The organism is Rhodoferax sp. (genome assembly GCF_034519335.1).
Classification (GTDB): domain Bacteria; phylum Pseudomonadota; class Gammaproteobacteria; order Burkholderiales; family Burkholderiaceae_C; genus Allorhodoferax.
Genome location: NZ_JAXHOL010000007.1, coordinates 33,230 through 57,450 on the forward strand (window position 1 = coordinate 33,230; position 24,221 = coordinate 57,450).

Annotated in this window: 23 protein-coding genes and 1 riboswitch; of the genes, 3 read left to right on the forward strand and 20 right to left on the reverse strand. The window is 64.7% G+C overall.

Annotation, left to right across the window (positions count from 1 at the left end; genetic code table 11):
* Window positions 1-36 precede the first annotated feature (36 nt).
* The 3 genes from U5O12_RS05070 to U5O12_RS05080 are packed head-to-tail and all read right to left on the reverse strand — an operon-like array spanning window position 37 to window position 4,485.
* The gene (locus U5O12_RS05070; protein WP_322577592.1) at window positions 37-2,070 is read right to left on the reverse strand and encodes an acetyl/propionyl/methylcrotonyl-CoA carboxylase subunit alpha; all 2,034 of its coding nucleotides are present in this window, start codon (window positions 2,068-2,070) and stop codon (window positions 37-39) included.
* A gap of 17 nt (window positions 2,071-2,087) precedes the next feature.
* Window positions 2,088-2,867: an enoyl-CoA hydratase/isomerase family protein gene (locus U5O12_RS05075; protein WP_322577593.1), complete on the reverse strand. Its 780-nt coding sequence runs from the start codon at window positions 2,865-2,867 to the stop codon at window positions 2,088-2,090.
* 10 nt (window positions 2,868-2,877) lie between these two features.
* Window positions 2,878-4,485 (reverse strand): carboxyl transferase domain-containing protein, encoded by a 1,608-nt coding sequence (locus tag U5O12_RS05080; RefSeq protein WP_322577594.1) that lies wholly within the window; start codon window positions 4,483-4,485, stop codon window positions 2,878-2,880.
* 122 nt (window positions 4,486-4,607) lie between these two features.
* Between U5O12_RS05080 and U5O12_RS05085 the strand changes: the two genes are divergently transcribed.
* On the forward strand, window positions 4,608-5,639 hold the full coding sequence (locus tag U5O12_RS05085) for an AraC family transcriptional regulator (protein ID WP_322577595.1): 1,032 nt from the start codon (window positions 4,608-4,610) through the stop codon (window positions 5,637-5,639).
* A gap of 68 nt (window positions 5,640-5,707) precedes the next feature.
* On the forward strand, window positions 5,708-6,376 hold the full coding sequence (locus U5O12_RS05090) for a glutathione S-transferase family protein (protein ID WP_322577596.1): 669 nt from the start codon (window positions 5,708-5,710) through the stop codon (window positions 6,374-6,376).
* 54 nt (window positions 6,377-6,430) lie between these two features.
* Here the strand turns inward: U5O12_RS05090 and U5O12_RS05095 are convergent, their stop codons facing one another.
* The 10 genes from U5O12_RS05095 to U5O12_RS05140 all read right to left on the reverse strand — a co-directional run bounded on the left by U5O12_RS05095 (window position 6,431) and on the right by U5O12_RS05140 (window position 14,156).
* Window positions 6,431-7,687 carry a patatin-like phospholipase family protein gene (locus tag U5O12_RS05095; RefSeq protein WP_322577597.1) on the reverse strand — a complete coding sequence of 419 codons (1,257 nt, stop codon included), beginning with the start codon at window positions 7,685-7,687 and terminating at the stop codon, window positions 6,431-6,433.
* A gap of 107 nt (window positions 7,688-7,794) precedes the next feature.
* A complete protein-coding gene (locus U5O12_RS05100) occupies window positions 7,795-8,448 on the reverse strand; it encodes an HAD family phosphatase (protein WP_322577598.1) in 654 nt (217 codons plus the stop codon).
* The gene (locus U5O12_RS05105) at window positions 8,445-8,861 is read right to left on the reverse strand and encodes a YchJ family protein (protein ID WP_416221452.1); all 417 of its coding nucleotides are present in this window, start codon (window positions 8,859-8,861) and stop codon (window positions 8,445-8,447) included. The genes U5O12_RS05100 and U5O12_RS05105 overlap by 4 nt, the downstream gene beginning before the upstream one ends.
* Window positions 8,861-9,283, reverse strand: a complete 423-nt coding sequence (locus U5O12_RS05110; protein WP_322577600.1) for a rhodanese-like domain-containing protein — start codon at window positions 9,281-9,283, stop codon at window positions 8,861-8,863. The genes U5O12_RS05105 and U5O12_RS05110 overlap by 1 nt, the downstream gene beginning before the upstream one ends.
* Before the next feature lie 16 nt (window positions 9,284-9,299).
* A complete protein-coding gene (locus U5O12_RS05115) occupies window positions 9,300-10,211 on the reverse strand; it encodes an MBL fold metallo-hydrolase (RefSeq protein ID WP_322577601.1) in 912 nt (303 codons plus the stop codon).
* A 15-nt stretch (window positions 10,212-10,226) separates the two neighbouring features.
* Entirely contained in the window at window positions 10,227-10,793 is a 567-nt protein-coding gene (locus U5O12_RS05120; protein WP_322577602.1) for a transporter substrate-binding domain-containing protein, read from the reverse strand.
* Entirely contained in the window at window positions 10,790-10,987 is a 198-nt protein-coding gene (locus tag U5O12_RS05125) for a hypothetical protein (RefSeq protein WP_322577603.1), read from the reverse strand. The genes U5O12_RS05120 and U5O12_RS05125 overlap by 4 nt, the downstream gene beginning before the upstream one ends.
* A 91-nt stretch (window positions 10,988-11,078) precedes the next feature.
* Window positions 11,079-12,209 (reverse strand): acyl-CoA dehydrogenase family protein, encoded by a 1,131-nt coding sequence (locus tag U5O12_RS05130; protein WP_322577604.1) that lies wholly within the window; start codon window positions 12,207-12,209, stop codon window positions 11,079-11,081.
* A 36-nt stretch (window positions 12,210-12,245) separates the two neighbouring features.
* Window positions 12,246-12,929 carry an SDR family oxidoreductase gene (locus U5O12_RS05135; protein ID WP_322577605.1) on the reverse strand — a complete coding sequence of 228 codons (684 nt, stop codon included), beginning with the start codon at window positions 12,927-12,929 and terminating at the stop codon, window positions 12,246-12,248.
* Window positions 12,930-12,974: 45 nt separating this feature from the next.
* Entirely contained in the window at window positions 12,975-14,156 is a 1,182-nt protein-coding gene (locus U5O12_RS05140; RefSeq protein WP_322577606.1) for an acetyl-CoA C-acyltransferase, read from the reverse strand.
* Window positions 14,157-14,287: 131 nt separating this feature from the next.
* Here U5O12_RS05140 and U5O12_RS05145 point away from each other — a divergent pair, with 131 nt between their 5' ends.
* Window positions 14,288-15,757: a Do family serine endopeptidase gene (locus tag U5O12_RS05145; RefSeq protein ID WP_322577607.1), complete on the forward strand. Its 1,470-nt coding sequence runs from the start codon at window positions 14,288-14,290 to the stop codon at window positions 15,755-15,757.
* Here the strand turns inward: U5O12_RS05145 and thiD are convergent.
* The 7 genes from thiD to aceK form a co-directional block, all read right to left on the reverse strand.
* Window positions 15,741-17,225, reverse strand: coding sequence for a bifunctional hydroxymethylpyrimidine kinase/phosphomethylpyrimidine kinase (thiD, locus tag U5O12_RS05150; RefSeq protein ID WP_322577608.1), 1,485 nt, complete (start codon window positions 17,223-17,225; stop codon window positions 15,741-15,743). The two genes, U5O12_RS05145 and thiD, sit on opposite strands and share 17 nt — an antisense overlap.
* 97 nt (window positions 17,226-17,322) lie before the next feature.
* Window positions 17,323-18,219: a thiazole synthase gene (locus U5O12_RS05155; RefSeq protein WP_322577609.1), complete on the reverse strand. Its 897-nt coding sequence runs from the start codon at window positions 18,217-18,219 to the stop codon at window positions 17,323-17,325.
* 3 nt (window positions 18,220-18,222) lie between these two features.
* Window positions 18,223-18,450, reverse strand: a complete 228-nt coding sequence (gene thiS, locus U5O12_RS05160; RefSeq protein ID WP_322577610.1) for a sulfur carrier protein ThiS — start codon at window positions 18,448-18,450, stop codon at window positions 18,223-18,225.
* Complete coding sequence (locus tag U5O12_RS05165) at window positions 18,447-19,526, reverse strand: FAD-dependent oxidoreductase (RefSeq protein ID WP_322577615.1); 1,080 nt, start codon at window positions 19,524-19,526, stop codon at window positions 18,447-18,449. The genes thiS and U5O12_RS05165 overlap by 4 nt, the downstream gene beginning before the upstream one ends.
* An 11-nt stretch (window positions 19,527-19,537) precedes the next feature.
* A complete protein-coding gene (gene thiC / locus U5O12_RS05170; protein WP_322577611.1) occupies window positions 19,538-21,436 on the reverse strand; it encodes a phosphomethylpyrimidine synthase ThiC in 1,899 nt (632 codons plus the stop codon).
* A gap of 89 nt (window positions 21,437-21,525) precedes the next feature.
* Window positions 21,526-21,626: riboswitch (TPP riboswitch) on the reverse strand.
* Window positions 21,627-21,655: 29 nt separating this feature from the next.
* A complete protein-coding gene (locus tag U5O12_RS05175; RefSeq protein WP_322577612.1) occupies window positions 21,656-22,423 on the reverse strand; it encodes an alpha/beta hydrolase in 768 nt (255 codons plus the stop codon).
* A gap of 32 nt (window positions 22,424-22,455) precedes the next feature.
* Window positions 22,456-24,221, reverse strand: a 1,766-nt coding sequence (gene aceK / locus U5O12_RS05180; RefSeq protein ID WP_322577613.1) for a bifunctional isocitrate dehydrogenase kinase/phosphatase, incomplete at its 5' end; no start/stop codon positions are given.

Genomic DNA, 24,221 nt, shown 5'->3' on the forward strand with positions numbered 1-24,221 from the left:
TCGCCGCTTTGCAAAGCCCCCTCGCCCACGCCTGCCTCAGGCCGTGGCCAAGCGCAGCAGCTCCGCGCCCTCAGTCACCTGATCGCCCGGCGCAAACAACAGCTCGGCCACCGTGCCATCGGCGGGAGCGGCAATGGTGTGCTCCATCTTCATGGCCTCCATCACCGCCAGGGCTTGGCCCTTGGTCACCGCATCGCCCGCCTTCACCGCGAAGGACACCACCTTGCCAGGCATGGGCGCGGTCAGGCGCCCGCCTTCCGTCTGCGTGTCGCCAGCGTGCGCCAGCGCGTCAATTGCTACGATTTGTGTAGCGCCTTGCGCAGTGAATACATGGGCTACATCGCCATTTTTATGGATATGGACCTGCACGCGCTGGCTTCCCAGCTGCAAGTCCAGCGCACCACCGGCCGCTTCGGCGCACGCCAGAGCTTGGGTATCGCCGCTCACCGTCAGCGTCTGTCCATCGCGCTGGGTGGTCAGCACGGCCATATGGGCGGCACCCGCGTATTCCAGCGCAAAGCTGCGTGTGGAGACGCCGTGCGAGCGCCAGCCATCGCGCTGCGCCCAAGGGTCGCGCCAGCCGCTGGCGTCCACCGCGGCGCCCTGCGCCTGCTCGGCCTGCAGGGTGTGCGCTACCAGTGCCGCCGCGGCCAGAGGCAGGCCCACCTTGTCCTGCTGAAACAGGGCTGCTGCTTCGCGGGGGATCAAGGCCGTGTCCAGCTCGGCGTTGGCAAACGATGCGCTGGTGGTCACATGGCGCAGGAACTGCACATTGGTCGCCAAGCCGACGATGTGGGTCTGCGCCAGTGCAGCGTCCAGCCGGGCCAAGGCCTCGGCGCGCGTGGCACCGTGCACGATGAGCTTGGCCACCATGGAATCGTAGAAGGGGCTGATGGTGTCGCCTTGGCGCACACCAGAGTCCACACGCGTGCCGTGGCTAGCCCGCTCAAAGGTCACGTGTGCGGGCAGGCCATAGACCTGCAGCGTGCCGGTGGCAGGCAGGAAGTTGTTGTCCGGGTTCTCGGCGCAGATGCGCGCCTCAATGGCATGGCCGTGAATCTGCAGCTGGTCTTGTTGCAGCGGCAGCGGCTCACCGCTGGCCACACGTAACTGCCACTCCACCAAGTCCAGCCCGGTGATGGCCTCGGTCACCGGGTGCTCCACCTGCAGGCGCGTGTTCATCTCCATGAAATAAAACTTCATGGCTCCGGGGTGCGCGTAGCCCAGCGGCTGCTCCACGATGAATTCCACCGTGCCTGCACCCACATAGTTCACGGCACGCGCGGCTTCCACGGCCGCTGCGCCCATGCGCGCGCGCAACTCGGGCGTCATGCCGGGTGCGGGCGCTTCTTCCAACACCTTCTGGTGGCGGCGCTGCACCGAGCAGTCGCGCTCGAACAGGTACACATAGTTACCCTGGGCGTCGCCAAACACCTGAATCTCGATGTGGCGCGGGCGCTGCACGTACTTTTCCACCAGCACCGCGTCATCGCCAAAGCTGTTGATGGCTTCTCGCTTGCAACTGGCCAGCGCGGCGGCAAAGTCCTCCGCCTTGTCCACCGCACGCATGCCCTTGCCGCCGCCCCCGGCGCTGGCCTTGATGAGCACGGGGTAACCGATGCGGTCGGCTTCGCGCTGCAGCAGCGCAGGATCCTGGTCAGCACCGTGGTAACCGGGCACCAGCGGCACGCCGGCCTTCTCCATCAGCTGCTTGGACTCGGCCTTCAGGCCCATGGCCTGGATGGCAGACGCAGGCGGGCCGATGAAGACCAGCCCAGCAGCGGCGCAGGCCTTGGCGAATTCTTCGTTCTCGCTCAGAAAGCCGTAGCCTGGGTGGATGGCCTGCGCCCCCGTGGCCTTGGCCGCCTCGATGATGCGTTCCCAGCGCAGGTAGCTGTCCTTGGGCGCGCTACCGCCGATGTGCACGGCTTCGTCGCACGCCGCCACATGCTTGGCATACGCATCCGCATCGGAATACACCGCTACGGTCTTGATAGCTAGCCGCGCTGCGGTGGCGGCGACGCGGCAGGCAATCTCCCCCCGGTTGGCGATGAGTATTTTTGTAAACATATTTGTCTCCTCGGGGCTCAGGCCAGCCAGTTCGGTTTGCGTTTCTGCAAGAAGGACTGCACGCCCTCCTTGCCTTCGGTGCTGCTGCGGATGTCGGCAATGCCTTCTACCGACTGGGCGATCAAGGTGCCGTCGATCTCGCGCTCGGCCACGGTCTGCACCAGCTCTTTGCAGCTGCGCACGGCATTCGGGCTGGCATTGACCAGCGCCTTCACCAGCTCGGCCACCTTTGTATCCAGCTGCTCGGCGGGCACCACCTCGTGCACAAAGCCGATGCGGTGCGCCTCTTGTGCGCTGAAGCGCTCGGCCGTCAAAAAGTAGCGGTGGGCCGCACGCGCGCCCATGGCGCGGATCACGTAGGGGCTGATGGTGGCGGGGATCAGGCCCAGCTTCACTTCGCTCAGGCAAAAGCCGGCCGTGTCCACGGTCACCGCCATGTCGCAGGCGGCCACCAGCCCCATGCCGCCAGCCACCACATCGCCCTGGATGCGGGCAATGGTGGGCTTGGGGCAGGCGTACATCACACGCAGCATTTCGGCCAGCTTGGCCGCGTCGGCCAGGTTTTCGGCGCGCGTGTAGTCGGCCATGCGGCGCATCCAGTTGAGGTCGGCGCCCGCGCAAAAGGCCGGGCCATCAGCGGCCAGCACCACGGCGCGCACCTCGGCGCTGGCGGCGGCGGTCTGGAAGGCCTGGGTCAGCTCGGCGATTACCTCGTCATTGAAGGCGTTGCGCACCTCGGGGCGGCTCAGTGTGATGGTGAGCAACGCGCCGGTGTGGGTCAGGGTCAGTGCGGTCATGGCCAGGCCCTTACATGCGGAAGACGCCGAACTTGGTGTCTTCAATCGGTGCGTTGAGCGCCGCACTCAGGCCCAGCGCCAGCACGCGGCGCGTGTCGGCGGGGTCGATGATGCCATCGTCCCACAGGCGGGCGGTCGCATAGTAAGGGTGGCCCTGCTCTTCGTACTGCTGGCGGATGGGGGCCTTGAAGGCCTCTTCCTCTTCCATGCTCCACTGCCCGCCTTTGCCCTCGATGCCATCGCGCTTGACGGTAGCCAGCACGCTGGCCGCCTGCTCGCCGCCCATGACGCTGATGCGCGCGTTGGGCCACATCCACAGGAAGCGGGGGCTGTACGCACGTCCGCACATGCCGTAGTTGCCCGCGCCAAAGCTGCCGCCGATGATGATGGTGAACTTGGGAACATTCGCGGTGGCCACGGCCGTCACCATCTTGGCGCCGTTGCGGGCAATGCCTTCGTTCTCGTACTTGCGGCCGACCATGAAGCCGGTGATGTTCTGCAGAAAGACCAGCGGAATCTTGCGCTGGCAGCACAGCTCGATGAAGTGTGCGCCCTTGAGTGCCGACTCAGAAAACAGGATGCCGTTATTGGCAATGATGCCCACGGCCATGCCTTCGATATGCGCGAAGCCCGTGACAAGCGTAGCGCCATAGCGCGGCTTGAACTCGTGGAATTCGCTGCCATCGACGATGCGTGCAATGATCTCGCGCACATCGAAAGGCTTGCGCGTGTCGGTGGGGATCACGCCATACAGCTCCTCTGCTGCATATTTAGGAGCTGCTGGCGCAAGCGTGGCAAGGGCTAGAGGCTTCTTTTTATTCAAATGCACCACCGCCTGACGGGCCAGGCTAATGGCGTGCAGGTCGTTCTGCGCCAAGTGATCCGCCACGCCGGACAGGCGCGTATGCACATCGCCACCGCCCAGGTCTTCGGCGGTGACCACCTCGCCCGTGGCTGCCTTCACCAGCGGCGGGCCACCCAAAAAGATGGTGCCCTGGTTTTTGACGATGATGGTCTCGTCGCTCATGGCGGGCACATACGCGCCACCAGCCGTACAGCTGCCCATCACCACCGCAATCTGCGCAATGCCTTGCGCACTCATGTTGGCCTGGTTGAAAAAGATACGGCCAAAGTGGTCGCGGTCGGGGAAGACCTCGTCCTGATTCGGCAGGTTGGCACCGCCGCTGTCCACCAGGTAGATGCAAGTGAGGTGGTTTTGCGCCGCGATCTCTTGTGCGCGCAGGTGCTTCTTCACCGTCAGCGGGTAGTAGGTGCCGCCCTTCACGGTGGCGTCGTTGCACACGATCATGCAGTCCACCCCGCTCACGCGGCCCAGGCCTGCGACGATGCCGGCGCCAGGCGCGGCGTTGTCATACACATTGAGTGCGGCCAGCGGCGCCAGCTCCAGAAACGGCGTGCCGGGGTCCAGCAGCATGGCCACGCGGTCGCGCGGCAGCAGCTTGCCGCGAGCGGTGTGCTTGGCGCGGGCGGCCTCGCCACCGCCTTCGGCTACGCGGGCCACCTGGGCCTGCAAATCGGCCACCAGGGCGCGCATGGCGCTGGCGTTGGCCGCAAAGTCGGCAGAGCGGGGGTTGAGCTGGGTTTCCAGAATCGTCATGGGCGCATCCGGTCAGGGGTTGGACAGTCAAGCGGCATTGTCCGCCTGTAGCCCGTGGGCACTAGCGCTGCCGAGGTTGCAAATCCTGCCACACACGCCGCATTTTTTGGCACACTGCAAGCATGCCCGCCCACGCCCCCATCGCCGCCACGCCCATGGCCTTTGTCCAAGCCATTGTGGCGGCCTATGCGCGCTACGGGCAGCACCCGACGCAGGCACTGGCCCAGGCACAGATTGCGCCAGCGCAGCTGCGAGACCAAAGCGCCCGCATTACCGCCTGGCAGATGGAACGTATCTCGGAAGCTGCGATGCGTGAGCTGGACGACGAGGCACTGGGCTGGTTCCATCGCCGCCTGCCCTGGGGCAGCTACGGCATGCTGGCGCGTGCATCCATCAGCGCGCCCACGCTGGCGCTGGCGGTGCAGCGCTGGTGCCGCCACCACGGCCTGATTGCCGACGACATCACCCTCACGCTGCAGACCAGCGGCAGCACCGCCAGCATCACTATTGCCGAGAACCGCGAATTAGGCGAACGGGGCGCGCTGCGCGAGTTTTGCCTGGTCTCGGTGCTGCGCAACATTTTGGGCCTGGCCTGCTGGCTGGTGGATTCGCGCATTCCGCTCTTGCAAGCGCAGTTTCCGTTTGCTCCCCCGCCGCACGCGGAGGCTTATCAAGTGCTGTTTTCGGGCCCGACCCGCTTCAGCCAAGCGCAGGCTGCTATCAGTTTTGATGCGCAGTACCTGCAGCTGCCATTGCGCCGCGATGAAAAAGCGCTGCAGCAGATGCTGCAGCACGCCCTGCCGCTCACCGTGCTGCAGTACCGGCGCGACCGCCTGCTGGTGCAGCGCGTGCGCCAGCTGCTGGCCACCCAGCCGCAGGACACGCATGGCGCCGAGGCGCTTGCTGCCCTGCTACACCTGTCCCCTCGCACCCTGCACCGCCAGCTGAAAGACGAAGGCGCCACGCTGCAGGCGCTGAAGGATGAAGTGCGCCAAAGCCGCGCCACCGAGCTGCTGCTACGCACGCGCCGCCCCATCAAGCAGGTGGCGGAGGCGGCGGGCTTTCAGAACGAGAAAAGCTTTATGCGCGCCTTCAAGGGCTGGACCGGCCAGTCGCCGGCCGAATTTCGCCGCCGGGCCACGCCCCAGGACTGACGCAGTTGGCATGATTTGTGCCCTGCGCTGGCACACGCCGCACCCGGCTGCGACCTACACTGATTGCCATGATGGTTCTCTACCACTGCGTCAGCGCACGATCCTTTCGCCCCCTGTGGATGCTGGAGGAACTGGGCCTGCCCTGCGAACTGCGCATGCTGCCCTTTCCGCCGCGCGCCCTGGCGCGCCATTACCTGGAAGAAAACCCGCTGGGCACCGTGCCGCTGTTGGTGGACGGTGCCACGAGCATGACCGAATCTGCTGCCATCTGCCAGTACCTGGCCGCGCGACACGGCACTGGTGCATTCGATGTGCCATCGGACGACCCGGCCTACGGTGCCTACCTGAACTGGCTGCACATGAGCGACGCCACGCTCACCTTTCCGCAGACCCTGGTGCTGCGCTACACGCACTTTGAACCACCCGAACGCCTGCAGCCCCAGGTGGCGGCCGACTACGCGCGCTGGTTTCTGGCGCGCCTGCGGGCGGTGGACGCGGCTCTGCAGAACGCAGAATACTTGTGTGCCGGCCGCTTCACCGCTGCCGATGTGGCGGTGGGCTACGCGCTGCTGCTGGCGCAGCACCTGGGCTTGTCCGCCCAGTTTCCACCCGCAGTCGCCGCCTATTGGCAACGCCTGCAAGCCCGCCCCGCCTACCAGCGCGCGCTGCAGGTGCAGCACCAGGCGGCGCTGGACCAAGGTGTGCCAACAACGCCCTCGCCCGACATTCGCCCCTGATACCGCTGCAGGCTGGCTGGCATATGGGCCGACGCCCCCTCAAGGTGGGGCACTTCAGCGCGGCGCGTCTTGCCTCAAGGCCTGCATCAAGTTCTTGAACTCCGGGGATTCGCTCAGTATGGTGCGCCCCGCGCCAATCAATTGGGTGACGTCCTGGTCAGAAATACTCAGCGCCGTGGGTACTTGCAACAATTTGCGCCGCTGCACGACATCCGGCGCATCGCGCAGGTTCACCTGAATCACATGCACTTGGGCGTCGGGCGCGAACACGTCTTGCCCCCCGTGGTACCGCTGTGCCAGCTCACTTTTCCACTGGCGGGTCAGATCGGCGAGAAATTCCTGCGTCTCCTTGGTGGCGCGGGCACCGGCACCGAACAGCAACGTATCCAGAACCTCTGCGGTGCCAGGAAGGCGATCACTCATGTCGATGTTGGCCGACGGATCACGTTCGGAGTTCACCGAAATCAAGACCAGCTTGCGGATCGTTCCAGGCGCAATGCCGGTACGCAGCAGCGTCGGGCGAAGCCCGCCATCCGCCAAGGCGCTGTCCAGCATGCGACGAACGCCCAGGTTGTCTGACAGCCCGCCATCCACCAAATGGATGTAGGGGCGGTTCTTGCTATCGAGGTAGCTGCGCGCCTGGTCCCGGTACAGGCGGGTGCGGTAGTCATCCCATGCGTCACCCTGCTGCGCAGGGGGCGGGCATTGGCCCGCAAAATTGCGCAAGGTCACGGGGCTGAGCAACAGGGGCACCGCAGACGAGGCCGCCACGGCGAAAGAAACCGGAACGTCCTCCAGTTTCGAGCAAATCAGGTCAAACTGTGATTTGCTGAAGTCAAACCCGGTGCCCAAGGACATGTCGGTCGCCGTGATTAGCAGCTCCGGATGTCCGGGCCGACGCGCCAGGTCCCCGAAAGTTGCCGATTGGTAGAGCGCATCGAGCCGCTCCGCCAACAAGTGCGAGCGCCCAAACCAAGGTGAGGTCAAAGACACCAGGTTGCCCGGGCGCAGCGCGTAGTTCAGCAGGCTGTCTTGGAAGTCTCGCCGCAGGTATTCGTGTTCAAAGCGGCCCAGTCCTTTTTCACCATAGGTCGCCAGGTAGGCCGCCATGATGCTGCCCCCAGATACGCCCCCGACCAAATCAACTTTCTGCAACAGGTTGCTCTCTTGCCCTTTCCACACAAACCGGCTGGCCTGCAGTTCTGACAAGACCCCGTATCCGAATGCCGCCGCCCGCGCGCCACCGCCGGAAAATATGACGGCCATCAAGATACTGGGGTCGCGCTCGTCACCCTCCACCGGCGCAATCAAGGGAGTAAGTTCCTTGTTCGGTTGATTGATCCAAGGCCTGACCGTAGAGCACCCCGCCAGAAAGGCGACTGCGAGCAGAAACAGCCCGCAACGCATAGCGCTAGCCCTCATAGGCCCAGCCTTGCTGGCAACTCTGCCATCGACGCGAAGACCTGGACCGCTCCGGCCCGCAGCAGCACGTCGCCCTGCCCGCTGGGCGCATAGGCGAATACCGTTGCACCGGCGGCCACCCCGGCTGCAATGCCGGTCACGGTGTCTTCCACCACGGCGCAGCGTTTCGGGTCTGCCCCTAAGGCGGCCGCTGCGGCCAGGTAGACATCGGGGTGGGGCTTGGAGCGTGGCATCTCGTGCCCGCTGAACACCCGCCCGTCAAAGTAAGGCCACAGCCCGACCTTCTGCAACTGCATCTCCACCTTGGCTCGGTCGGCCCCCGAAGCACAGGCAATGCGCCCCTGCAGGCTGGCGTGCACCGCTGCCACTGCGGGCACAGCACCGGCAATGGCAGCCACCTGCGCATCCAACGCCGCATTGCGACGCACGCGAAATTCGGCCATCCACTCAGCCGTGAGCGGCTTGCCGGTCTCCGCCTCTATGCGGGCGCGCTCGTCGATCACGGCCTTGCCCACAAAAATATCCATGCATTCCTGCACGCTCAGCCACCAGCCCTGCTCGGCCAGCATGTCACGCAGCACGCCATTGGTAATCGGTTCGCTGTCCACCAGCACACCATCACAGTCAAACAACACCGCATCAAACTTCACAGCGCATCTCCATCCACATACAGCCAGTGGCCGTTTTCCAGTACAAAGCGACTGCGCTCGTGCAGGCGCACGGCAGCACCGCTGGCGGGTTTTTGTCGCGCGACGAACTCCACCTGGGCATGGGTCGCGTCCTGCAGCGTGTGGCTGCGCACGTCCAGCCCCAGCCACTTCACGCCGGGGTCAAAGTCAATCTGCGCGGGGCGCTGGCTGGCGCTCCAGGTGCGCAGCAGGTAGGGCGCGCGCTCCAGAGCGAAGGCGCAGTAGCGGCTGCGCATCAGGCTTTCGGCATCGGGCGCGGGGGTATCGGTCTCCAGCCAGCGGCCACAGCATGCGCCGTAGGCGAGGGGTTTCTTCTGGTGCAGCCTGCCGCAGGGGCAGGCGGAATTCATCTCACAACGTTTCATGGCCTCCATCATGCCTTGGCAGCGCGGCGGGCTTTCTGCTGGTCCAGCGTTTCAGTGGGGCCACCCGCCGCCAACCAACCCTCCCAGCCACCGTCCATATGGGCCACATTGGTCATGCCCATGTCCTGCAGCGTCTTGGCGGCCAGTGCGCTGCGCCAGCCCAGGCCGCAGAACAGGATGAACTCCTTATGCTCGTCGGCAAACAGCGTCTTGTGGTACGGCGACTCGGGGTCCACCCAGAATTCGAGCATGCCGCGCGGTGCATGGATAGCGCCCGTCACCGTGCCCGGGTCCAGCTCGCGGATATCGCGAATGTCCACCAGCTGCACGCGCGGGCTCTGCAGCTTGGCTAGCACTTCGGCCACGCTGTAGGTGGTGACCTGCGCCATGGCGGTGTCGACCAGTGCGCGAAATCCTTTGGTGATGGGCATGGGAGTCTCCTTGGGGTTAGGCGTTGAGTACCAGCGAGCCCTGTACCGTGGCAGCACCCGAGCGCACCAGGTCCTGCACCAGCTGGCCTGCAGCGGCTTCAAAGCTCTGCTCAGCAAAGTGCGTGGCTAGCATGGCCGCAAAGTAGGACGTGCCGCGGGCCCAGCCCAGCAGCGCGTCCATCTCCAGGCGCTGCGCTTCCAGCAGCTTGAACTTGAGCAACACCTTGGCCGCGTACTGCAGGTGCTTGGCCGGGTTTTGCACAAAGCCGTTCAGCCGCTGGCGGGCAAACGTGATCGCTGCGGTGGCATCGGCAAACGCAGCGCCGTGGCCGGGGATGACGGTGGCAGGGTTTAGGCGCTCGATCAGGTCCAGCGTATCGGCCACCTCGTCAAACGCACCGTCCCCGTCCAGCTCGGGAAACACCACACCAAAGCCACGCTCCCACAGCGCATCGGCCGACACCAGCGTGCGGCTGAGCGGCTCGAAGAGGATGACGGAATGCGGGTCGTGCCCGGGCGCAGCATGCACCTGCCAGTCCAGATCGCCCAGGCGCATGGTGGTGCCGGGTTGCAGTGTGGCGTTGAAGTGAAAGCGCGGGCAAGCCTGCCCCGTGGGCGTGTAGCTCAGTGCATGCGCATCCCACACCCGCACGTACTCGGCATGGCCGGGTGGAATGTGGGTGTGCAGCGCAGGGTAGCGCGCCTGCAAGGCGGCATTGCCTCCGCAATGGTCGCTGTGCAAATGGGTGTTAAGCAGCAGGTCCAGCGGGCGGCCCTGCAACGCAGACGCCACCAGCGCCAGCGTCTGGTCGGCATGGGTGCAGTAGCCACTGTCGACTAGCGCCACACTGTCGCGCCCCTGGATCAAGATGTTGTTGCTGGAGAGCCAGCCGCGCTCAAAAACGGTGATGCTGTCGGGCAATGTCATGTCGGGTGGGGTCTTTCAGTAGCGGGTCAGTGCATTGACCAGAAATCCGTCTTTCTTCATGTCCTGCAAGGTCTTTCGCAGCAGCGCTGCATCTTTCGCCCAAGGTGACTTTTTGGACAAGAAGATGAAGACTTCCGAGGTCCAGATGGGCCGGGGCAGAGGCACAAACAGGCCCTCCAGCTTGTTCTGCTTGAGCCAGTAGTTCGCGTCCATGGGGTCTTGCACGATGTAGTCCATGCGACCCGCAGCGAGCATGGGAAACAGGTTTTCCTTCACGCCACCGCCAATGTCCTGCACGGGGGCGTTGCTTTCCTTGAGGAAGGTCTCGTACTCGTCGCCATATTTGGAGCCCAGGCCGCGTGCTACCGATTTGCCACGCAGGTCTTCGAGTTTTTCAAACTTGAACTGCTTGCCCCAGGGCACATAGGGGTGGTAGCTGCTGGTCATGAAGGGCTCCAGCTGCAGGTACTTCTCCCGTCGCTCTGCGCTGCTGGCACCGCCAACAATCAGGTCCAGTTCGCCATCGTCCATCATGGTCCACAAGCGTGCCCATGGCACATCCTTGACCCAATTGGCTCTCACGCGAGGCGCCGGGCCAGCTCCTGGGCCACGTCGTTCCCCAGCGCCGGCAGCACCATCTTTTTGTCTTGCGCGGGAAAGATGGGGTACCAGCCAGAGGCGCCCGAAAAACGCAGTTCCGCCGGGGTTTGTGCCATGCTTGCCAGCGACAACCGCATGCCGCAGGCCAGGATCAAGATCCGACGGTTGAACATCATCTCCGCGCCTGGGCGCGCTCCCCTGCAAAAGGGAAATACTCGCTCAAACGCTGCGCCTGCGCAAGCCCCGCCATCTGAACGCCCAATGCGCTCAGCCCAGCGCGCGCTGGATGATGATCTTCTGCACGTCGCTGGTGCCTTCGTAAATCTGGCACACGCGCACATCGCGGTAGATGCGCTCCACCGGGAAGTCACTCACATAACCATAACCGCCCAGGGTCTGGATGGCGGCGCTGCACACGCGCTCGGCCATCTCGCTGGCAAACAGCTTGGCCATGGCGGCTTCTTTCAGGCACGGGCGGCCCGCATCGCGCAGCGCTGCGGCGTGCCAGATCAATTGCCTTGCAGCCTCGATCTGCGTGGCGCATTCGGCCAGGCGAAAGCCCACGGCCTGGTGGTTGAAGATGGGCTGACCAAAACTCTGGCGGTCTTTGGCGTAGGCAATCGCCACATCGAGCGCGCTGCGCGCCATGCCGACACTTTGCGCGGCAATGCCGATGCGCCCGCCTTCCAGCCCGCCCAGCGCGATGCCATAACCCTCGCCCTCTTTGCCAATCAGGTTCTCGGCGGGGATGCGGCAGTTGTCGAAGTTGATCTGTGCGGTGTCGCTGCTGTGCTGGCCCAGCTTGTCTTCCAGCCGCGCCACCACATAGCCCGGCGCGTTGGTGGGCACCAGAAAGGCGCTCATGCCCTTCTTGCCCGCGCCCTTGTCGGTCACCGCGATGACGATGGCGACATCGCCATTTTTGCCGCTGGTGATGAACTGCTTGACGCCGTTGATGACGTATTCATCGCCCTCTTTCACGGCCGTAGTGCGCAGGCTGGAGGCGTCGCTGCCCACATGCGGCTCGGTCAGGCAAAAGGCACCCAGCAGTTGGCCTTGGGCCAGCGGCTCCAGCCACTGCTTTTGTTGTGCCGCGTTGCCGTATTTCATGAGGATGGCGTTGACCGGGCAGTTGGTCACGCTGATGACCGTGCTGGTGCCGCCGTCGCCGGCGGCGATTTCTTCCAGCACCAAGGCCAGCGTCACATAGTCCAGCCCTGCACCGCCTAACTCTTCCGGCACGCAAATGCCGTAGGCGCCCAGTGCGGCCAGGCCTTGGTGCGCCGCTTTGGGGAAGGTGTGCTCCTTGTCCCACTGGGCGGCGTGGGGCCACAGTTCAACCTGCGCAAAGGCACGCACGGCGTCGCGCACCATTTCCTGGTCTTGGGTCAGCAGCATGGGGTTTGTCTCTCTCGGGTCTTTATGTTGTGGGGCTTACCAGCTGGAGAAGGGCGTGCCGTTCCAGCGGATGTAGGGCACATCGCTGCAGCCGAGATTGGCCTTGCCAGTCTTGCGGGCTGCCACGGTGGCGCGGATGGCAGCCACGCTTTCTTCGGGTAGCAAGGGGGCATCGGGCGTGCCCATCTCGGTACGCACCCAGCCGGGGTGGATGAGTAGAAACTGCGCCTTGGGGTAGTCGGGTTGCGCGGCCACCACGGCCATGTTGAGCGCGGCCTTGCTGACGTGGTACACCCAGCCACGGCTGCTCTCCACGCCGCCAATCTGGGCAAAGTCGCTGGTCAGGAAGACGAACTGGCCCTGCGCCTCTTCCACCCAGGGCGCGACCTGGGGCAGGGCCTGCATGGCGCCCAGCACGTTGGCGTGCATCATCGAATCGAAAGCCTGCGTGGTGGGGGGCGACTTGGCATCTTCCGTGCTGAACACGCCGGCCACGTAGTAGGCCAAGTCCAGCTTTTCACCATCCAGCGCCCAGCTCAGGCCGCTCACGCTGGCGGGATCCGTCACATCCAGCCTCATGGCTTGCGCGCCCATGTCGCGCAAGCGCTGCAGGCCAGCGTCGTCGCGTGCGGTCGCAATGACACGATCGCCGGTATCCAGGTGCTGGCGCACCACTTCGAAACCAATACCGCGCGATGCGCCGATGACGAATACATTCATTTATGCCTCCAGCCCGCGTGCAATATGCGCAAGCAGCTTCGGAATTTATAGCAATTCCAACGCGATTGCAGTGGCCTCGCCACCACCGATGCACAGGGTGGCCACACCCTTCTTCAGCCCGCGAGCCTTCAGGGCGTGGATCAGCGTGACCATGATGCGCGCACCGGACGCGCCAATGGGGTGGCCCAGCGCGCAGGCGCCGCCGTTCACGTTCACCTTGTCGTGCGGGATGTTCAGCTCGGCCATCAGGGCCATGGGCACCACGGCAAAGGCTTCGTTGACTTCCCACAGATCCACGTCCTCCACCGTCCAGCCGGCCTTGGCCAGCAGCTTCTGCGTGGCGCCCACGGGGGCGGTGGCAAACCAGTTGGGCTCTTGCGCATGCGTGGTGTGGGCCACGATGCGGGCCAGCGGCTTGCAGCCCAGGTCTTTGGCCGTGCCTTCGCGCATCAGCACCATCGCGGCCGCGCCGTCGTTGATGGAGCTGCTGCTGGCGGCGGTGATGGTGCCGTCTTTTTTGAACGCGGCTTTCAGCGTTGGGATCTTGTCGAGCTTGATCTTGCCGGGGCCTTCGTCCACGCTGACCTGCACATCGCCGGTGCGAGTTTTGACAATGACAGGCGTGATTTCCGCCTCAAACGCTCCTGATTTAATAGCTGCTTGCGCACGCTGCACGCTAGCCGTGGCGAAGTTGTCTTGTTGTTCGCGGGTGAAGCTGTACTTGGCGGCGCAGTCTTCGCCAAAGGTGCCCATGGAGCGGCCAGGCTCGTAGGCATCTTCCAGGCCGTCGAGCATCATGTGGTCCATCACGCGGTCGTGGCCGATGCGGATGCCACTGCGGCCCTTGAGCAGCAGGTGGGGCGCGTTGGACATACTTTCCATACCACCGGCTACCAGCACATCGTGACTGCCGGCCAGCAGCATGTCGTGCGCAAACATGGCTGCGCGCATGCCGGAGCCGCACATCTTGCTCAAGGTGACTGCGCCCGCGCTCTTGGGCAGGCCACCCTTGAATGCCGCCTGGCGCGCAGGCGCCTGGCCCTGGCCCGCCATCAGGCAATTGCCAAAAATCACCTCGCTCACCAGCTCCGGGCTGATGCCCGCGCGCTGCACGGCAGCCTGGATGGCGGCGCCCCCCAGGTCATGGGCGGCAAGGCTGGCGAAATCACCCTGAAAAGCCCCCATGGGCGTGCGGGCGGCGCTGACGATCACGATGGCTTCTGGCATGGTCTTCCTCGGTGTTTCGGTTGCTAGGTCGCAATTGACGTTTACGTAAACGTCAATTGTGGCAGAAAATCTTTACCCCGGCTTCACGCGCCGCATACACGTCTTCATGCGGGCCCGGCACCATGGCGGGCATGAGCTCTTCTACCCTTACCCGCCTGACCCGACTCACCCTTGTTGCGCTGGCCAGCGCCAACTTGCTGGTAACCGCGCATGCACAAAACACCAGCCCCACCCCCGCAACGCCGGTTGCCATCCGCACCTTGGGCACGCCCGACTTCGCCCAGATCGTGCAGCGCTACGGACCGGCGGTGGTGAACATCAGTGTGAGCGGCACGCGGCTCATCACCGCCGACAGCAAAGACAGTGACACCAGCGCCAAAGGCGCCGACAGCGAAGACCCGACCCAGCTGTTCCTGCGCAAGTTTCAAGAGCAGTTTGGCGCTACTGGCGCCAGCATGCAGATTCCCGTGAGCGGTCGGGCCTCGGGCTTTATCGTCAGTGCCGATGGCTTGGTGCTCACCAATGCCCACGTCATCGCGCACGCCAGCGAGGTGACCGTCAAGCTGACGGACCGGCGCGAGTTCAAGGCCAAGGTGCTGGGCAGCGATAACAAGACCGATGTGGCCGTGCTGAAGATCGACGCGAAGAACTTGCCCACGGTAGCCATCGGCCAACCGGGGGACCTGAACGTGGGCGAGTGGGTGCTGGCGATTGGCTCGCCGTTCGGGCTGGACAACACCGTCACCACCGGCGTGGTGAGCGCCAAGAGCCGCACGCTGCCCGATGACTACACCGTGCCCTTCATCCAGACCGATGCAGCCATCAACCCCGGCAACTCGGGCGGCCCGCTGTTCAATGCGCGCGGCGAGGTGGTGGGCATCAACTCGCAGATTTACACCCGCAGCGGCGGCTACCAGGGCCTGAGCTTTGCCATCCCGATCGACCTGGCGCAATCGGTCGCACGCCAGATCGTGGCCACCGGCCATGCATCGCACGGCGTGCTGGGTGTGTCGGTACAAGAGGTGACGCAGGCGCTGGCTGATGCGTTCAAGTTGCCACGCCCCGCAGGCGCACTCATCTCGGAGGTGCGCGCTGACACCGCAGCTGCCAAAGCAGGTTTGCAAGCCGGAGACGTCATCGCGGGCATTGACGGCCACGCCATCCTCGCGTCGAGCGACCTGCCTCTGTGGGTGGCCATGGCATTGCCGGGCCAACAGATGCAGATCGACGTGCTGCGCAACGGCAAGGCCATGCAAGTGCGCGCCACACTGGAAGACACCGCAACCGCAAAACCTGCGCCCCATGGGGTACCCAATGTCCCTGTGCTCTCCCAGCTGGGCCTGGCCGTGCGCCCCCTGCTACCCGTGGAGCAGCGCGCCGCCGAGGCACGCCACGGCCTGATGATTGAGGGCGTGCAACCCGAGGCCGACAAGGCCGGTATCGCCCCCGGCGACATTCTGCTGGCGATCAACCAAGTGCCGGTGACGTCCGTGGAACAAGCCCGCGCGCTGCTGGCGCAGGCCAAGGGCTCCGTGGCGCTGCTGGTGCAGCACGGGGCGGAGAAAAACTACATCGCCATCCCGCTCAAGCCGGGCGCGTAGTCCCGCCAGCAAAGCCCTGCAGCAAAGCCGCACACGCTTGCTCAGGGCTAATCGCCTTCGTGATCGCCGAAATCACCGCTGCACTGGCCGCCCCAGTTGCGGCCACATCCGCCACATTGCTGGCATCAATGCCCGCAATCCCCACCACGGGCAGCGGCAGCACATTGGCCCAGTAGCGCAGGTTGTTCAGGCCTTGCGGAATCCAGGGCATGTCTTTGCTTTGGGTGGCGAAGATGGGGCCGCAGGCGATGTAGCTGGGGCGCAGCGCCCAGGCGCGGGCGACTTCCCAATAACTGTGGGTGCTGAGGCCTATGCGTATACCGGCCTGGCGCAGCGCTTGCAGGTCTACGTGCTCCAGATCCTCTTGCCCCAGGTGCACGCCGTACCCGCCGTGCTGCAGGGCCAACTGCCAGTGGTCGTTGATGAAGAGTTGCGCGCCGGGTACGGCATGTGCGGCGGCAATAGACGCCTGAATCTGCGCGGCCAGCGTGGGCTCGGCCGGGTCTTTGATGCGCAGCTGGACGGTGCGTATACCGGCGTCCAGCGCGCGGCGTACCCATGCGGCGCTATCGACCACGGCGTAGACGCCCAGGGCCGGATTGCTGAGCGGTGCGAAGGACGGCAGCGCGTGCACGTTCATCGGTGCCGTCGCACCCGGCAGCGTGAAGACGGGAAGGTTGTCGATGTGCTGCGCGAAGTCTGGTTGCGCGTTCACCGGGCCAGCGCCCTGCCCTGCGGCATAGGCATGGCGCAGGGCGTGGGTGGTGGCCATCTTGGCGAGCACCACGGCGTCGGCCACGCAGTAGCCGCTGGCCAGCGCGGCGGCGGCGGTGGACGCGAAGGTGCAGCCGGTGCCGTGGTGATGAATGGTCGCCACACGCGGCAGACTAAGCCAGCCTGTGGCCTGCGGGCTGTGCAGCCAGTCGCTGGCCTGGGCGTCGTTGGCATCACCGCCGGTGATGCACAGGGATGCACCTTGTGCCAGCAGAGTTTGTTGCGCTACGGGCTGTGCCAGCCCGAGAAGCTGCGCCTCGGTCTGGTTGGGCGTGATGAGGGTGGCGCGGGGCAGCAGTTCATCCACATAGGCTTGGCGCACTGCATCGTCGGCAAAGGCGGCGCCCGTGCTGGAGCCCAGCACCGGGTCCACCACCAGCGGCACCTGCCAGCCGTGGGCCGCCGCATCGGCGCGTACACGATCCACCCAACGGCAGACCACGCGCACGTTCTCTGCACTTCCCAGCAGGCCGGTCTTGATGGCGTGGGGCGGCATGTCCTGCGCCAGCACGGCCAGCTGGGCGTCCAGCAGTTCGGAGCTGACAGGGTCCATACGCGTGACGGCCACCGAGTTTTGCGCGGTGATGGCGGCCACAGCCGAGCAGCCATGCACGCCAAAGGCCTGCAGCGCTTTTATGTCAGCTTGCACACCGGCCCCACCACCAGAGTCGGAGCCGGCAATGCTCCAGACCACGGGGCGCGCACCGGGCGCTACGGGACCAACTTTAGTGTCTAAAGTGCCTCTAGCCCTTATGGATATTGCGCAAGCAGCTTCTTTTTTCATAGCAATTTCACAACAAGATGGGATAGCCAGCCACGGGGGTGGATGCCACGGCCATGTCCTGGCGGGCCATGACACCGGCTTCGAACGCCAGGCGGCCGGACTCGATGCCAAGCCTGAAGGCACGCGCCATGCGCACGGGGTCGATGGCGTGGGCGACTGCGCTGTTCAGCAGTACTGCGTCCAGCCCCAGCTCCATGGCCTGCACGGCGTCGGCCGGCGAACCAATGCCCGCGTCCACGATGAGCGGCACACCGGGCAGGCGCGCGCGCAGGGTGCGCAGCGCGCCGGGGTTCACCAGCCCCTGGCCGGAGCCGATGGGGGCACCCCAGGGCATGAGGATGGTGCAGCCCACGTCCAGCAGGCGCTGGCAGCTCACGAGGTCGTCCAGGCAATACGGAAAGACTTCAAAGCCATCGCTGACCAGCTGGCGTGCCGCGTCCAGCAGTGCAAAGGGGTCGGGCTGCAGGGTGTGGGCGTCGCCGACCACTTCGAGTTTGATCCACTTCGTATCGAACAACTCGCGTGCCATGTGGGCCAGGGTGATGGCTTCGCGCGCGGTGTGGCAGCCGGCGGTGTTGGGCAGCAGGTGGGCGCCGGTGGCTTTGATGAGGGCAAAGAAGTCGCCGGCCTCGCTGCCAGCGCTGAGTTGGCGGCGTAGGCCCATGGTGACGACCTGGGCGCCGGACGCGGCGACGGCGTCTTGCAGGACTTGGGGGGATGGGTAGGCGGCGGTGCCTAGGAAGAAGCGGCTGGTGAGGGTACGGCCGCCTATTTGCCATTCGCTCTGTTTGGGGGAGAGCCTGGAAGTCAGAGCGTTCTGCTCCGTGTCCCCCGACCGCTGTGCGGTCTCCTCCTTTACCTGCGCAGAACGCTCAGCCTCCCAGTCTGTTGGTGTGCTCAACATGTTTCAACCTCCTTCTATGGGTTGGAAGGTGAGGATGGTGTCGCCTTCTGCCAGCGGTTGTTGCGCGCGCAGACTGCGCGGCACAAAGTTGCCGTTGACAGCAGTAGCCAGTGCGGCGGGCAACGCGCCGCGCGCGTCGACCCAGGCTTGTAAGGTGCGGGCGGTGGTGCTCTCGGCTTGGCCGTTCACCACCACGGTGATGGTGTGCGGCGCGGTGTCGGTGGTGCTCATAGTTCCAGCTCTTGCAGGGCCTGCTCTACCAGTGCCGGCGCGATGAGCCAGCCGTGGCGGAAGAGGCCGTTGATGACGGTGAGGCCCGGTGCGTGGCGCAGCGCGGGCAGGTTGTCGGGCAGCGCGGGGCGCAGGTTGGTCTCAAAGTGGACCACGCGCGCCTCGGCCAGTGCAGGGATGGCGCTATGGGCAGCGCTCAGCAGTTCCAGCGTGCTGCGCAGCGACACGGGGGAGCGGTCTTCGCTCTCGATCTCGCTGGCGCCCACCACAATGATGTCGTCCGGCCGCGGCACCAGGTAGACCGAGTGGCGCGGGTGCAGCAGGCGCACCGGGCGGTGCAGCGGCACGCCGGGCGCGTGCAGCCAGAACACCTCACCGCGCACACCGCGCACGGGCACGGCGGGCTTGGCGCCCACGCCGCGCACGTCGAACACGTGGTCGAAACCAACCCGCTCAGGCTGAGCTTGTCGAAGCCCTTCGACAAGCTCAGGGCGAGCGGAGGTAACCATCAACGCACCCGCTTTCACGTGCGTCACGTAGCTATTCCAGTGCCACGCCACACCCTGCGCCGTGCCTTGCGCGGCCAAGGCCTGCAGGGCTTGCACGGGGTGAATCTGTCCCTCGCAGGGTAGTAGCCAGGCCAGCGCCGGGCCGCTCACTGCGGGCTCAAGCTCGCGCAATTTCTCCAGCGTCAACGACTGGGGTTGGTAGGCCGACTCGGCCTTGGCCTGCAGCAGGCCCACCACGCGCTGCGCGGCGCCCGCATCGCTGCGGTGCGCCAGCAGCAAGCTGCCTTGCATACGCAGATCCACCGGCTGGCCCAAGCCCAGCACGATCTGCGGCCACAGCACGCAGGAGCGCAGGCCCAAGCCAAAAACCTCGGCACCCGCGCGCTCCAGCTCAGCCACGGGGCTCAGCATGCCAGCGGCCGTCCAGCCCGCGGCCTGCGAGCCGGATTCGGCGCGCGGGCCAGGGCCGCTGGCCGGGTCGAACACCTGCACGGCGTGGCCCGCGCGGCTGAGCTGCACGGCCAGCAGCCGCCCCAGCACGCCCGCACCAGCAATGCCTATGCGCATGGCTGGCATGGTCAGATCGCGTCAGCAGGCGTCGCAGGCACGAAGGCGATGGGAATGTAGATTTCCCCGCCCACCTTCTTGAACTCGTTGGACATCACGTCCATGCCGCTTTGCAGCGCCTGCTCGTCACTCACGCCCAGGTTCTTGGCGTATTCGCGCACTTCCTGCGTGATCTTCATGCTGCAGAACTTGGGGCCGCACATGGAGCAGAAGTGCGCCACCTTGGCACCTTCGGCCGGCAGGGTTTCGTCGTGGAACTGCTTGGCGGTTTCCGGGTCCAGCGAGAGGTTGAACTGGTCCATCCAACGGAATTCAAAGCGTGCTTTCGACAACGCATCATCCCGCGCCCGCACACCGGGGTGGCCCTTGGCCACATCGGCCACGTGGGCGGCAATTTTGTAGGTGATGATGCCGACCCTCACGTCCTCGCGGTCCGGCAGGCCCAGATGTTCCTTGGGCGTGACGTAGCAGAGCATGGCGGTGCCGAACCAGCCAATCATGGCCGCGCCAATGCCGCTGGTGATGTGGTCGTAGCCCGGCGCAATGTCGGTGGTCAGCGGGCCGAGTGTGTAGAACGGGGCTTCGCCGCAGTGCTTCAGCTGCTCGGTCATGTTGGCCTGCACCATGTGCATGGGCACATGGCCGGGGCCTTCAATCATCACCTGCACGTCCTGCTGCCAGGCCTTGTGCGTGAGTTCACCCAGCGTGCGCAACTCGGCAAACTGCGCTTCGTCGTTCGCGTCCGCACCACTGCCGGGGCGCAGGCCGTCGCCCAGCGAATAGCTGACGTCGTAGGCACGCATGATCTCGGTCATCTCGTCGAAGTGCGTGTAGATGAAATTCTCTTTGTGGTGGGCAATGCACCACTTGGCCATGATGGAGCCGCCGCGCGAAACGATGCCAGTCACGCGGTTGGCGGTCAGGTGGATGAAGGGCAGGCGCACGCCGGCATGCACCGTGAAGTAGTCCACGCCCTGCTCCGCTTGCTCAATCAATGTGTCGCGGAAGATGGCCCAGGTCAGGTCTTCGGCAATGCCGCCCACTTTTTCCAGCGCCTGGTAGATCGGCACGGTGCCGATGGGCACGGGGCTGTTGCGCACGATCCAATCGCGCGTGGTGTGGATGTTCTTGCCGGTGGACAAGTCCATCACCGTGTCTGCGCCCCAGCGGATGGACCAGACCAGTTTTTCCACTTCCTCTTCGATGCTGGACGTGACGGCCGAGTTGCCGATGTTGGCGTTGATCTTCACCAGAAAGTTGCGGCCAATGGCCATGGGCTCCAGCTCGGTGTGGTTGATGTTGGCCGGGATGATGGCGCGGCCACGCGCCACTTCGTCGCGCACAAACTCGGGCGTCACGATCTTGGGGATGCTGGCACCAAAGCTGTTGCCGGCCAGACGCTGCTCGCGCTCGGCGTTACCCAGGTACTGCGCCTGCCATTCGAGGTTTTGGTTCTCGCGCAGCGCCACGTACTCCATCTCGGGGGTGACGATGCCCTTCTTCGCGTAGTGCATCTGCGTCACGTTGGCACCGCTGCGTGCGCGGCGCGGCTGGCGTTGCAGGCCGGCGGCCTGGGCGCGCAGGGCGGCCAGTGCATCGGTCTCGCCGTTCTTCAGGCCATCGTCCAACGCAAAGGGCTTGCGGCCTTCGTAGGCCTCGGTGTCGCCCCGGCTTTCCACCCAGCCGGCACGCACCAGCGGCAGGCCATTGCGCACGTCGATGTCGGCACGCGGATCGGTGTAGGGGCCGGAGGTGTCATACACCGTGATGGCCTCGCCATTGCTCTGCATGATCTCGCGCAACGGCACCTGGATGTCAGGCCGGCTGCCTTGCAGATAACGTTTGGTGGAAGCGGGAAGCGGTTCGCGCGTGAGGCGGATGAACTGGGCAAGTTTGTCGGGTGCGTTCACTGGGAAATCTCCGGGTTAACGCCCGAAGGAAGAGAACGATAGGCCCCCGAAAACTTGGAGTGAGCGAACGCCCGCGCGGCACACGACCGGGGGGCACTGCTCTGCACTTCTTACGCTGGTATGAACCAGATCAAGTTCACGGGTTTGGAATCCATCTCAGCGCAACCACTGCGCACCCCGGGCAGCGCGGAGTGTACGCGAAACCCGGTGCCCTGCTTTTCAGGGGGCGAGCTTGGCGATGAGCCAGGTGCTCAGGTCTTGAACCACCCGGGCTTCCAAACCATTGAACCCATGGAAGGCCATCGCCTCGCAAGGATCACCTACGTTATTGCCGCCCTCGTAGAGCCGAACAGCATGGTCTGCAGGCAGCTTTTCCCGTAACGCCGGCAAATCAGCGAATGCGCAATGCTTGCACCCGTCCTGCTGATGGTGCATGAGCAGCACCGGAATGCGCAATTGCTCGAGCGCCATCTTGGGCACGGCGCGGCTCTGCGGGTCGGTGAGGATGGTGGACGTGAGGACCAAGGCATCGGGGCCACCCGAATCCGACAGTGCAATCGCCGCAGCCGCGGCCGACTGGGTGCCACGACTGGTTCCAACCAGCGCGACCGGACGCTGACTGCGTTGACGCACGTCTGCGATCAGGGCTTTGATATCTGCCATGTGCTCTGGTGTTTGCCGAAAACCGCCAAGAAACGGCGCCACCTGCCGGTCGGATGGCGCATCCATCAAGGCCACCGCCAGCCCCTGCTGAACAAACTGTGCACGGCTGCGGGCCAGAAAATTTCCGCCCATGCCACCCAGGCTGCCGTCGGCGCCCAGCCGTACCCCGCCGTTGCCACCCACCATCAAAATCACCACCGCCTTGGGCTGCTGGGGAGATTGCCACAGGTAGCGCACGGTCACGCCAGGACGTGTCGGCACATCGATGACAGTCGATGGCTGGGCATACGCGGCTACCGACTGAAAGACGGCCAGAGCGACCAAGACGCAGACGCCTATAAACCTCTTCCACATACCTAGGCCTCCGAATGTGAGTGACGGGGAAACCGCTTTCCCTTTTCATAGGGAAACACATCGTGCACATACCCTGCGGCAATACGCTCTTTCTGCGTTTGCCAAAACGCAGGATCGAGCAGGTTGGCGTGGTACTGCATAAAGACTTCGCGCACCAGCGGATTGCCCAGCAGGAAAGGGGCAAAGGTCTCGGGGAACACGTCGTGCGGGCCGACGCGGTACCAGATTTCGCTGGACATTTCCTCTTCTTCATTGCGCGGCTCGGGCACCTTGCGGAAGTTGCACGCGGTGAGGTACTCGATCTCGTCGTAGTCGTAAAACACGACCTGGCTGTTGCGGGTGATGCCGAAGTTCTTCCACAGCATGTCGCCAGGAAAGATGTTGGCAGCCACCATGTCCTTGATGGCGTAGCCGTAGTCGATCACAGCGCGGGTGATCTGCTCGCGCGCGCGCAGTGCGGCCGGGCTGGTGTTGGCAGGATCGGCGCCGCCCGCGTCAAAGGCTTCCTGCAAATACATATTCAGCGGGATCATGCGCCGCTCGATGTAGAGATGCTTGATGATGACTTCGGTGCGGCCATCCGCGTCGCGGTCGCTGATCTCCACCTGGCTGGGCGCAAACTGTTGCAGCTCCGCCAGCAGCTCGTCACTGAAGCGCTCGCGCGGAAACGCCACATCACCATAGTCCAGCGTGTCGGCCATGCGCCCGACACGGTCGTGGTGTTTCACCAATTGGTACTTGGCCATCACCTGCTCGCGCGTGGTTTCCTTCTGGTGCGGAAAGAAGTCCTTGATGAGCTTGAACACATAGGGGTAGCTGGGCAGGTCGAACACCAGCATGACCATGCCCTTGATGCCAGCCGCGATGCGGAACTGGTCCGTGCTGTGCTGCAGGTGGTGCAAAAAGTCGCGATAGAACAAGGTCTTGCCCTGCTTGGCCAGCCCCAACGCGTTGTAGAGCTCGTTGCGCGGCTTGCGCGGCATCATGCTGCGCAGGAACTGCACGTAGGCGCTGGGAATCTCCATGTCCACCATGAAGTAGGCTCGCGCAAAGCTGAAGAGGCGCAGCAGATCGTCTTCGCCGAACAGCGCCGCATCGATGCGAAGGCCACCGCGGCCGTGCAACACGGGCAGTGCAAAACCATGCTCGTAAAAGCCGTTGATGAGCTTGCCGATGATGTAGCAACCCTTGTTGCGGAAGAACAGCCCAGTAAGCACCTGCACCTGAAAGTTGGCGCGCAGCTTGACGTCGCCCAGCTGGGCTTGCATCACCCCCCGCACACGTGCGGCGTCGCGCGTCAGATCCTCAAACGGCGCCCGCAGGTCAAAGTCCTGCACCATGCGCACCAGCTGTTGCTGCAGGTCGTCTTGCGTGGGGTAGTAGCAGCGGTAGGTGGGGCGGTGGCTGGGGCGGCCGGCGGAGGCCAAGTTCTCGATGTACTCGGTGCTGACCGCGGGGCGCACAAAGATGAAATTGTTCTGGAAATAGCTGCGGTGCAGGATCTTGGTGGTGACCGAGTTGAAGAAGGTCTCGGCCAGCTCTGGCTGGTGGTGGTCCACCAGCAGCCCGATGTAGTGCAGCTTGATCTGCTGCCAGACCTCCATGGCCTGCGCCCCCGCCTTGAACTCGCGCTCCAGCCGCTTGGAGCACTCTTTCACGCGCAGGTCGTAAAACTCGATGCGCTCGCGCTGGGCACGTTGCTGGCCGTGCCAGTCGGCCACTTCGAAGCGGTGCTTGGCCCGCGCGCTCTCGCTTGCCGGGGAAAAGA

Coding starts and splice junctions, on each gene's coding strand:
- U5O12_RS05165 (WP_322577615.1), bottom strand. CDS start 19,526: ATGCGCATAGGCATTGCTGGTGCGGGCGTGCTGGGGCGGCTGCTGGCC.
- U5O12_RS05135 (WP_322577605.1), bottom strand. CDS start 12,929: ATGAATGTATTCGTCATCGGCGCATCGCGCGGTATTGGTTTCGAAGTG.
- U5O12_RS05105 (WP_416221452.1), bottom strand. CDS start 8,861: ATGGAGGCCATGAAACGTTGTGAGATGAATTCCGCCTGCCCCTGCGGC.
- U5O12_RS05115 (WP_322577601.1), bottom strand. CDS start 10,211: ATGACATTGCCCGACAGCATCACCGTTTTTGAGCGCGGCTGGCTCTCC.
- thiS (WP_322577610.1), bottom strand. CDS start 18,450: ATGAGCACCACCGACACCGCGCCGCACACCATCACCGTGGTGGTGAAC.
- U5O12_RS05080 (WP_322577594.1), bottom strand. CDS start 4,485: ATGACGATTCTGGAAACCCAGCTCAACCCCCGCTCTGCCGACTTTGCG.
- U5O12_RS05070 (WP_322577592.1), bottom strand. CDS start 2,070: ATGTTTACAAAAATACTCATCGCCAACCGGGGGGAGATTGCCTGCCGC.
- U5O12_RS05075 (WP_322577593.1), bottom strand. CDS start 2,867: ATGACCGCACTGACCCTGACCCACACCGGCGCGTTGCTCACCATCACA.
- U5O12_RS05125 (WP_322577603.1), bottom strand. CDS start 10,987: ATGATGTTCAACCGTCGGATCTTGATCCTGGCCTGCGGCATGCGGTTG.
- U5O12_RS05130 (WP_322577604.1), bottom strand. CDS start 12,209: ATGCTGCTGACCCAAGACCAGGAAATGGTGCGCGACGCCGTGCGTGCC.
- U5O12_RS05145 (WP_322577607.1), top strand. CDS start 14,288: ATGAGCTCTTCTACCCTTACCCGCCTGACCCGACTCACCCTTGTTGCG.
- U5O12_RS05090 (WP_322577596.1), top strand. CDS start 5,708: ATGATGGTTCTCTACCACTGCGTCAGCGCACGATCCTTTCGCCCCCTG.
- U5O12_RS05140 (WP_322577606.1), bottom strand. CDS start 14,156: ATGCCAGAAGCCATCGTGATCGTCAGCGCCGCCCGCACGCCCATGGGG.
- U5O12_RS05155 (WP_322577609.1), bottom strand. CDS start 18,219: ATGTTGAGCACACCAACAGACTGGGAGGCTGAGCGTTCTGCGCAGGTA.
- U5O12_RS05085 (WP_322577595.1), top strand. CDS start 4,608: ATGCCCGCCCACGCCCCCATCGCCGCCACGCCCATGGCCTTTGTCCAA.
- U5O12_RS05110 (WP_322577600.1), bottom strand. CDS start 9,283: ATGCCCATCACCAAAGGATTTCGCGCACTGGTCGACACCGCCATGGCG.